Source organism: Shewanella sp. SG41-4, from assembly GCF_014164505.1.
Classification (GTDB): Bacteria; Pseudomonadota; Gammaproteobacteria; order Enterobacterales; family Shewanellaceae; genus Shewanella.
This window is the reverse complement of the sequence record NZ_JACJFI010000159.1, coordinates 1-9,816: the sequence shown is the minus strand read 5'-3', so window position 1 is coordinate 9,816 and position 9,816 is coordinate 1. Positions and strand designations below refer to the sequence as shown.

General features: G+C 43.0%; 8 protein-coding genes and 1 pseudogene. 5 read left to right on the top strand and 4 right to left on the bottom strand.

From position 1 onward, the window contains the following. From H5202_RS14170 to prlC, 4 genes and pseudogenes are all read right to left on the bottom strand, one after another. Positions 1-441 (bottom strand): annotated as a pseudogene (locus H5202_RS14170) (alpha/beta hydrolase); the annotation flags it as partial. A gap of 15 nt (positions 442-456) precedes the next feature. Further along, a complete protein-coding gene (locus H5202_RS14165; RefSeq protein WP_182772643.1) occupies positions 457-666 on the bottom strand; it encodes a helix-turn-helix domain-containing protein in 210 nt (69 codons plus the stop codon). Next, positions 666-1,241: a DUF2975 domain-containing protein gene (locus H5202_RS14160; RefSeq protein ID WP_259397326.1), complete on the bottom strand. Its 576-nt coding sequence runs from the start codon at positions 1,239-1,241 to the stop codon at positions 666-668. The genes H5202_RS14165 and H5202_RS14160 overlap by 1 nt, the downstream gene beginning before the upstream one ends. Positions 1,242-1,522: 281 nt before the next feature. Further along, positions 1,523-3,562: an oligopeptidase A gene (gene prlC, locus H5202_RS14155; RefSeq protein WP_182772641.1), complete on the bottom strand. Its 2,040-nt coding sequence runs from the start codon at positions 3,560-3,562 to the stop codon at positions 1,523-1,525. A gap of 364 nt (positions 3,563-3,926) precedes the next feature. On the opposite strand from prlC, the gene H5202_RS14150 reads away from it, so the two are divergent. The 5 genes from H5202_RS14150 to H5202_RS14130 all read left to right on the top strand — a co-directional run bounded on the left by H5202_RS14150 (position 3,927) and on the right by H5202_RS14130 (position 9,695). Continuing rightward, entirely contained in the window at positions 3,927-4,691 is a 765-nt protein-coding gene (locus H5202_RS14150; RefSeq protein WP_259397325.1) for a hypothetical protein, read from the top strand. Positions 4,692-4,768: 77 nt separating this feature from the next. Beyond that, complete coding sequence (locus tag H5202_RS14145) at positions 4,769-5,302, top strand: hypothetical protein (protein ID WP_182772639.1); 534 nt, start codon at positions 4,769-4,771, stop codon at positions 5,300-5,302. A gap of 77 nt (positions 5,303-5,379) precedes the next feature. Next, positions 5,380-6,738 (top strand): glutathione-disulfide reductase, encoded by a 1,359-nt coding sequence (gene gorA, locus H5202_RS14140; RefSeq protein WP_182772638.1) that lies wholly within the window; start codon positions 5,380-5,382, stop codon positions 6,736-6,738. Positions 6,739-6,835: 97 nt separating this feature from the next. Beyond that, on the top strand, positions 6,836-8,161 hold the full coding sequence (locus H5202_RS14135) for a tyrosine-type recombinase/integrase (RefSeq protein ID WP_182772637.1): 1,326 nt from the start codon (positions 6,836-6,838) through the stop codon (positions 8,159-8,161). Continuing rightward, on the top strand, positions 8,154-9,695 hold the full coding sequence (locus H5202_RS14130) for a hypothetical protein (protein WP_220493880.1): 1,542 nt from the start codon (positions 8,154-8,156) through the stop codon (positions 9,693-9,695). The genes H5202_RS14135 and H5202_RS14130 overlap by 8 nt, the downstream gene beginning before the upstream one ends. The last annotated feature ends 121 nt before the right edge of the window (positions 9,696-9,816 follow it).

Below are 9,816 nucleotides of genomic sequence, written 5' to 3'. Positions count from 1 at the left end.
ATGTAAATAATCCAGTTGTTGCTGCGCATCTGCAATAATATTGTTAATGCTTGGTTGGCCTTCACTTGCCCCTAATCCACGGCGATCCATCACTAAAATATCGGTATTTAGCGTCGATAACGTAGTAAGTGCCGACAGACCATGTGGTTCAATCTTCATACCGTTGCCTTGATAAAACACTAAGGTTGTAAGGCTATTGGGATTATCGATATAAAAACCATTTAATCTCACGTGATCGCTTGCTTCCAGGCTCACGGTGGTAATTAAGTGATCTGGCATCGCCTGTTGTAATTGCTGTGTAAACTCAGTCGTAAAGGCTGTAGGTACTTCATCGCTGGCAATAAATGTGCTCTCACTTAAGCGCATAGTACATGCTGAAGTGATGAGTAATGTAGTGCCTATCATTGCACCTGTGGTTATTTTGTTAAGCAAACCTTGCATGTCATCTTCCTTAATTTATTTATCGTCCTTGTGGACTAAAATGTCACCTGGCGAGCATTGTAAATGTAGGCAGATTGCGTCTAATGTTGAAAATCGAATGGCTTTTGCGCGACCGCTTCGAAGCACCGACAAATTTTGAGGCGTTATACCTATCAATTCAGCCAGTTCAGTGGACTTCATTTTTCGCCTTGCCAACATCACATCCAGCTCAATAATTATGGCCATTAAATTGTCAACTCCGCCTCTTCTTGAAGCTCAGTTGCATGCTTCATTACCCATGCCACACAGTAAAAAATCATTCCGAAAAGTGCATACTTTAATTCTTGGCTGCCAAGGCTAAAATAAACAGGTACCGCACTAGATGTACCACTAAAGTGCAATGTAAATGCGATGATCATCGGGTAGAAAAGGCTGAGTAAAATCCAGACTAAAAATACCAAGGCAATACGGCTCAAGCAGCGGAAGTTACTTGGAGTAAACACATGACCTTGCTGATACAGACCAAAAAGTTGGTAGAGAAAATAGTAAATAAACAGGTAAGGTAGAATTTCAACACTGCCCAGAATGATCCCAGGATGAAATCCCGCATCATAAAGGCTTTGAGCGAGTGCTTGCCAAGGTGTACCAAAGTCGACGGCTAGATAGCTGCTAAACCAACCCCACCAGTCAATGGTTAACACATATTCACCCGCTTGGAACTCTCCAAACACCATCGTGCCGCTATAACTAGTGACTTGTAATAAAGCTAAAAATACAATCAGCAATTTAATCCATTTACTTAACGAGACTATTCTATCCATGATCAATCTAAGCTGGTTAATGTTAAACTGAAGTTAACACACAAACCTTTTATCAGCAATAAATTATCGATAAACGATACCTATACGTTTATCGTAACGATATATATAACGTGAACAGCAAGATCAGTTTGTTGAATTTAATACCTAAAGTAGATGCTGTAGTTTACTGGCTGTGATGAATTTAGTGCGAAATGGGTATACTTATTGTCGATTGAACAGCAAAAAAAAAGCATAAACTCGCGTTTATGCTGTTAATTTTTTAACCATGTATTTGGCTTGGTTTACACAGCAATACCACTGTGACGCAATAAAGCATCTGTATTGGGTTCACGGCCCATGAAACGTTTAAACAGCTCCATTGGCTCTTCACTACCACCCATTTCAAGAATGTTATTTAAGAAGCTTTTACCTGTTTCAGCATTAAAAATACCTTCGGCTTCAAAACGCGAGAACGCATCTGCAGATAATACTTCGGCCCATTTATAGCTGTAATAACCTGCGGCATAACCACCCGCAAAAATGTGGGCAAAACCGTGTTGAAAACGGTTAAAGCTCGGCGGGGTTAATACCGCTATTTGGCTACGCACTTGGTCTAAAATGCCTTGAATGTCGACGCCTTTAGCTGGGTCAAACTCGTGGTGCATTCTAAAGTCGAACAAGGAAAACTCAAGTTGGCGCACCATCATCATGCCTGACTGGAAATTTTTCGCCGCAAGCATTTTGTCTAACAATGCTTTGGGTAATGGTTCGCCCGTTTCATAGTGACCAGATATTTCCGCTAAGGCTTCTTCTTGCCAGCACCAGTTTTCCATAAACTGACTTGGTAGCTCTACCGCATCCCAAGGTACACCATTGATACCCGACACGCCGCCCACATCCACTTTGGTTAACATGTGGTGAATGCCGTGGCCAAACTCATGGAACATGGTGGTGACTTCGTCATGGGTAAACAATGCCGGTTTGCCGTCGACTGGCCCATTAAAGTTACAAGTTAAATAGGCCACCGGCTTTTGCAAACCAGTAGAGGTTATTCGGCGACCGCGACAATCGTCCATCCATGCGCCGCCACGTTTACCGCTACGAGCATACAAATCGAGATAGAAGCTGCCACGGTGTACTTTATCGGCATAATGAATATCGAAGAAACGAACATCTTTATGCCAAGTGTCGACGCCTTTTTGTTCGCTAATGGTTAAACCAAATAAGCGATTAACGGTATAGAACAAACCTGACAAGACTTTGTCTTCTGGGAAATACGGACGCAATATTTCTTGCGATACTTCGTACTTGTGTTGCTGCAGTTTTTCAGCGTAAAAACTCAAATCCCATGAGGCCATTTCTGTCACGTTGTAATGATCTTTGGCAAAGGCACGCAGTTCGGCTAATTCAGTTGCCGCTTGGTCTTTAGAGCGTTCGCCTAACTCGTTTAAAAAGCCCAATACTTGTGCTGGGTTTTCTGCCATTTTGGTGGCTAACGATTTATCCGCGTAGCTGGCAAAACCGAGTAAATTGGCTAATTCATGACGCAATGCCACAATTTCATTCATGTTATTGGTGTTATCAAACTCACCGGCATTAGGGCCTTGGTCAGACGCGCGAGTCACAAATGCACGGTAACACTCTTCGCGTAACTCACGGTTTTCGCTATAGGTCATTACCGGTAAATAAGACGGAAAATCTAAGGTAAACAACCAGCCTTTTTGCTCTTTGGCGTCTGCCATGGCTTTCGCTGCGGCGATGGCTGATTCAGGTAAACCCGCTAAATCTGCTTCGTCGGTAATAAGCTTGCTCCACGCTTCGGTGGCATCCAAAAGTTGATTAGAAAAGTTGCTGGTGAGTTCAGATAAACGTTTTACCATTTCGCCATAGCGTGCTTTTTGACTGTCATCCAAGCCGATACCCGATAATTCAAAGTCACGTAAGCTCTGCTCTATCACCATTTTTTGCGCTTGAGTTAACTGGGCAAAAGCTGCCGATTCATGGATCGATTTATACGCCTCGTACAAACCTTGATGCTGGCCAACATAGGTGCCGTAATCTGACAACAAGGGTAAACAGGCATCATGAGCGTCACGTAATTCATCACTACTGATCACCGAGTTCATGTGTGACACAGGCGACCACATTTTACTTAACTCGTCGTCGACATCTTCAAGAGGCTCAATGAGGTTGTCCCAAGTGTATTGGCTATTTTTTGCTAATAATACTTCAATGGTCTCACGACATTTGGCAATGGCTTGCTCAACTGCAGGCTGAATGTGTTCAGGTTTAATTTTTGAAAATTCTGGTAATTCTGCGCTACTTAGCAATGGATTGCTCATAAGATTCCTCGAAATATGTCACGTGAGTATGTAGCCTATATGGGGCTAATTGTTACCTTTTTCAAGCATAGAAAAAATTTATCCCAATAAATATCACCTCGGTTTTGAGGTGGTACTCTGAGCTTTTCATCGCCAGGTTCGAACATATTATCGCTGATTCAACGTATAAGCATCCCAACACCTAAACGATTTACTCAACAAATAGAGTGACTCAGACCACAATTTAACTTTACGTTTAATTTACAAAATCAATATTGGCAGGCAGATCTCAAACGAGACTTGTTATCATTTATTTTTTCATTAAAAGCACTACTATTCACTTTATCAAAATCACTTGCCCATTTTCGATATGAGTTCAATAAACATGACCTTTGATTTTTTCCTATCAAACTGTAGCCATGGTATACGTGCCCTTAGCCGCACAATGGCGACGTTAATGTGCTTAGCGACATCTTGGTCGGCATTCGCCACGGCAGAATACCAGCCGACTGCAGGGTTCGATGTTGCTTGGGAAAATAATTACATCACCGAAGGTCGTGACAATTTAGATCATGGTGGTATTTCGTGGGCAGTGGTCAATATTGAACAAAATGATCTTGTTGTTTATGCCATTGTAGGTCGAGCAGACCAGGTGAATTATGTGGAATGGAACCTAGGACTAGAATATAACTTACATCTCGCGAATAATGTAGATGCCACTGTCGGCTATCAACGTATAGAATTTTATGGCGATGAGCGCGGTTCTGATAATGAGTTTTTTGGCGCGTTAACAGTGAATGGATTAACTTGGTTTGTACCTGCAATTAACTACACTTATGCAACCGAAGCTGGCGGCTATTTTATTGAACTGAGTTTGCAAAGCCCCTGGGAAATCAATCAACACTTCACTTTGACACCTTACATCGTTCAGGGATTTGATTTTCAATACAGCAGTGAAGAACACAACGGTGCTAACCATTTCCAATTTGGACTAGAAGCCGAACAGAAACTTAATGATTCAATGGCATTGTCTGCACACATTAGCCACAGCATTGCCCAAGGAGATATTAAGCAACAAGCTAGTGTCGACAATATTCAAGGCAGCTTAAATCAAACCTATGCAGGGATACATTTCGAACTGAGTTTTTAGCTTTGCTAGCATTTTAGCAATCCAAGGCTAGACTAAAGAGGCTACTAGACAACACCTCTACTCAAGCAAGGAAGCTTATGTTAACTCGACGTACCAATATGCTATTTGTCTTATTCGCGGGTTTGATGATGCCACTCAGTACCTCATTACTTGCCAGCGAGCTCACCAAACTGATTGTTAAAGAGCCTGATAAGCTCGCCCCGTTAACCAATGACAATGCCGACTCACTCCCCACGCAATACGCGACTGATCATCAAGGTAATGTGATTGTTATCCCCACAGAGCAAAGCTCAGCATTAGAATACCGAGCCGACGATATTTACCTTAAACCGAGCCGCAAAAAACTAATCACTACACAAAGCAACGCGGGCTCATCAATATCAAAGCGCTCCAACACTATGAGCATTACAACAATCACTAATGATCCAAATTGTCGCTGGCTCAATAACCGCATAAAAAACCTCAAGAAAAAACAACGTCAAACCCAAAATAGTCAATTTAGTCATTATCAAGATGAAATTGATATTAGGCAAAAGGAATGGACCTGCCTTAAGTGCGCAACCAGCGGCCCTAATAACGTTGACCGTGGTGAATGCCAACATAAACGCTAACAATGCAATGCGGGTACGACTAGATTGCAAACACAATCCACCCTACAATGGATGCATTAACCGTAGTGGAGATCATCATGGCTCAACATTTTGACTATATCGCGCTTGGCGCAGGCAGTGGCGGCATCGCCTCAGCAAACCGTGCAGCAATGCGTGGCGCAAAAGTATTAATTATTGAAGCAAAACACGTGGGTGGCACTTGTGTTAACGTCGGCTGTGTACCTAAAAAAGTCATGTGGTATGGCGCTCATGTCGCAGAAGCACTGAACCTGTACGCCAAAGACTATGGTTTTGATGTTACCGTCAATAAATTCGATTGGAATACGCTAGTCGACAACCGTGAAGCCTACATTGGCCGTATTCATGATGCTTATGGCCGTGGCTTTGCGAGCAATAAAGTCACTTTATTAAATGGCTATGGTCGCTTTATCAATAACAACACCATTGAAGTTGATGGCGAGCACTACACTGCAGACCATATTGTGGTTGCCACTGGCGGCGCACCAACAATTCCTGATATTCCTGGAGCTGAACACGGTATCGACTCTGACGGTTTCTTCGCATTACGGGCGCAACCTAAGCGCGTAGCGGTTGTGGGTGCCGGTTATATTGCTGTTGAAGTGGCAGGTGTATTACACGCACTAGGCAGCGAAACGCATTTATTAGTACGTAAGCATGCACCACTGCGTAACTTTGACTCAATATTAACCGACGCATTAGTTGACGCTATGGCCACCGACGGCCCAACGCTCCACACTCACAGCGTACCTAAATCGGTCACCAAAAATGCCGATGGCAGTTTGACATTACTATTAGAAAATGACCAAAGCTTAACGATTGATTGCCTCATTTGGGCCATTGGTCGTTCACCATCAACGGGCAATATTGGCTTAGAAAATACCGATGTTCAGTTAGATGCTAAAGGCTATGTCATTACTGATGAACAGCAAAATACCACCGCGAAAGGCATTTATTGTGTTGGCGACATTATGGCAGGCGGTGTTGAATTAACCCCTGTTGCCGTTAAAGCGGGTCGTTTATTGTCAGAGCGTTTATTTGGCAACATGCCAGACGCTAAAATGGATTACAGCTTAATTCCGACAGTGGTATTTAGTCATCCACCTATTGGCACCATGGGCTTAACCGAACCAGAAGCCGCTGAAAAGTATGGCCAAGACAATATTAAGGTGTACGCCTCTACATTTACTTCAATGTACTCAGCGGTTACCGCTCACCGTCAAGCCTGTAAAATGAAGCTTGTTTGTGCTGGTGATAATGAAGTGGTTGTCGGTATTCACGGCATTGGTTTTGGCATGGATGAAATACTGCAAGGTTTTGGCGTAGCAATGAAAATGGGCGCAACCAAAGCAGACTTTGACGCCGTAGTAGCAATACACCCAACGGGTGCAGAAGAATTTGTTACTATGAGAGGTTAGTGTAGGAAAAGCATCTTACACACGTAAATAAATCTGGAAAACATTCCATCACTGTCCATAATGTATTCTTGGACAGTGATATTTTTCAGGATAATTTATGACATACCTTGTACATTCCAACGATGTTTTTAAAGAGACTGAGCTACAAAAACTGGATGATGGTACATTTCGTTGCCAATCCACAAATGAAAATATCGGTTCACTACCAACACTCTTTTCGCAAGATGGCATATTCAATCACGAAGCCAACAGCTATCTATTCTATCTCAAGGCCGTAAAGAAAGCGGAAGACCTATCTCCTTGCGCACAGGCTCTGCGAGCCTACTACCAGTTTCTTGAGGACAAGGGGCTACATTGGGATAAATTTCCACCTGTTAAACGGCTCAAACCGACCTATCTGTTCCGTTCCCATCTGCTCAAGCAAATTAAGCAAGGCGAGCTTGCCCACAGCACAGCCAGCGTGCGTATGAACCAAGTAGTCAATTACTATAAGTGGTTGATGCATGATGGCTATCTACGCATAAATAATGAGAAGGAAGCGCCATTCATAATAGAGTTTTTCTCTGTCAAGAACAATGGGATACTAGCCCATCTATCCCCAACCTTCATTGTCAAAACCAGTGATTTACGCGTCAGAGTACCAAGGGATGCGGATAGCAAAAACATCAGACCCCTATCCCCGTTAAGCAGTGACGCCCTGAGCATTTTAACTCAACACCTACTGCAAACATCCGAAGAGCTACGCTTACAAGTTTTGCTTGCGATAGATACAGGCATGCGAGTGGAAGAAGTGGCAACCCTAACGTTAGATGCGTTAGATACTGCTACTCCGCTTGCTGAGAGCCAACATCGCTTTGAAATTCTGTTATGCCCCCGCTCAACAGGCGTACAAACCAAGTTCCTAAAAACTCGGACTGTCGAGATTTCATCGGACTTGATCCAGTCATTAAAGGAGTATCGAACCTCAGAGCGACGCCTGAAACGAGTTGCCAAGCTCAATGAGAAAATAGAACAGTTAGGCAGCGATACTTCACCCTTCCCCCAGAAGACCATTGAAATACTGGAGCGCTGTGACCGACATGAACCACTTTTTGTTAGCCAGCAAGGTAACCCTGCCACGGGGAAATCCATTGAAGCTCGATGGATTGAATTCAGAGTTGAAATAAAACAGGCAGAGCCATCATTTACCCATCGTTTCCATGATTTACGCGCCACCTATGGCACCTATCGTCTCAGTGACTTGCTAGAGGCTAAATTACCCATTGTCGACTGTATGGAGCTTCTGATGGGCTGGATGGGGCATAAAGATGAACGTACAACTTGGAAGTACCTACGCTTCCTGAAACGCAAGGAGGCGTTCAGAGTGAAGTTTGGCATATTAGATAGCATTATGCACGAAGCACTAGGAGGTGAAGGTGAGTGACATTTCCTATTTACACTGCTGGAATCCTAAACTTTGCATTCAACTAGAGACAGATAGTAACCATAAAGCCGACTTCAATCGCTTCTTGGTCAAGCACTTTCCTTCCACTGAAGCGCTACTGAGAGGTGGTCAATTTGAGGGGGCTGACCGTGAGGGCTTCGTGCTTCAAATTAAAGCTCGATTTGATGACTTGATAAAAGAGGGAAAAAGCCACGATACATTGTACTTCACTTTTTCTGGGGGCTCTCAGTATCTTCGTTGGTGTGATGAATACGATACAGAAGCATTTACGCAAGCGTCACTTGAAGGCTATTTTAATGCACTATACAAAAAGGTGCTCATTGGTGATTTAAAACGTAGCGGTTACAGAAAAAAACACTCACTAATCAAGCGATTATTTTGTGATTACTTGGATTTGCCAGAGCAATATTTTGACCATATTACCGTCACCGATGGCAACGATAAGGAGTCCTTTGAAGCCTATACTCGCAGTGACTTAAATCAATTACTGCCTTATTTACGCAACCTGTTTAAACAAACCTACCAGCAGTTTATTGAAAACCCTAATAAACACATTAATGCGTATAAAAGCGTGGACACAATGACCTTTAATTGGAAAGGGCAGAGCTATTTACTGTGTGGTGGTATCAGTAAAATGATGTGTGCGGGTACGTTTCTGCTTTCGTATTACACTTATGCCAATACCGGTAACTTATTCCAGTTAAAACAACCGGAAAATGCCTCAATGTCACTTGGTGAATCATGGTACATCATGCCAGCATTTAAGCGACGAGCGTTCAAAACCATTCAGGTTGAAATGGGGGGGCATGAGCTAGAAATCCCTAAATACGCCTTGAGTTTTTTCGATAATTTACTCACAGCTTCGCGATTAATCTCAAATGACACGAATGCCACCCTGCTTCAAACGGTTTCCTCAAAGAAAGTAACCTCAATGACAAGTAACGTCCTTAACGCTTTCCTTGGTACATGGCTTGAAAAACATTTTACCTTTACTGACCAAACTGGACGCAGGTTGCGCCCAGTTATCAGCCGATTTCGAGAAACGGGCGCACAAATTACCGCTTATCATCAAGGTGAGATGATGAACGAAATCATGCTAAACAACACACTCAACACAAGAAAGAAGAGCTACAGCGAGGGAAATAAGGCCGCAAATAATGGCATGATGCAAGATGCAATGTCTTTACGATCTGAGGAGATTAAACACGGGGTTAGCACCAAGGAGGCGCAAGCTAATTTAGGTATTGATGTGCTAGTTATTGAAGAGGAACATAAGATTAACCTTCCTAATTTGAGCAGAACACCAAACGGTGGAAGTTGCGCCTCCCCTTTTGGTGAAAAGTCAGAAAAATACACTAAGAAAGCCATTAAATACGGCTTACTTACCGAGGGTGAAAAACTGGCTTGCGCTGACTTACTGGCGTGTTTCGGCTGCCCAAGCCAAGTAATTGTTCAATCACTATTTGATATTTGGTGCTTGCTGAGTTTTAAAGCATGTATTGAAGAATCGTAAGCGGTTAATTAACCCCACATACCAATAATACTCACGCTTTAATATAGTGCCTTTTTCACCGGAGGTACTATGAACCAAGAACAAAAGCGCGCCCATTGGGTATCAATTGTTGAACAACAAA

Excerpts from the sequence above, each read along its gene's own strand:
- H5202_RS14165 (WP_182772643.1), bottom strand. The coding sequence starts at position 666 with ATGGCCATAATTATTGAGCTGGATGTGATGTTGGCAAGGCGAAAAATG.
- H5202_RS14160 (WP_259397326.1), bottom strand. The coding sequence starts at position 1,241 with ATGGATAGAATAGTCTCGTTAAGTAAATGGATTAAATTGCTGATTGTA.
- prlC (WP_182772641.1), bottom strand. The coding sequence starts at position 3,562 with ATGAGCAATCCATTGCTAAGTAGCGCAGAATTACCAGAATTTTCAAAA.
- H5202_RS14150 (WP_259397325.1), top strand. The coding sequence starts at position 3,927 with ATGACCTTTGATTTTTTCCTATCAAACTGTAGCCATGGTATACGTGCC.
- H5202_RS14145 (WP_182772639.1), top strand. The coding sequence starts at position 4,769 with ATGTTAACTCGACGTACCAATATGCTATTTGTCTTATTCGCGGGTTTG.
- gorA (WP_182772638.1), top strand. The coding sequence starts at position 5,380 with ATGGCTCAACATTTTGACTATATCGCGCTTGGCGCAGGCAGTGGCGGC.
- H5202_RS14135 (WP_182772637.1), top strand. The coding sequence starts at position 6,836 with ATGACATACCTTGTACATTCCAACGATGTTTTTAAAGAGACTGAGCTA.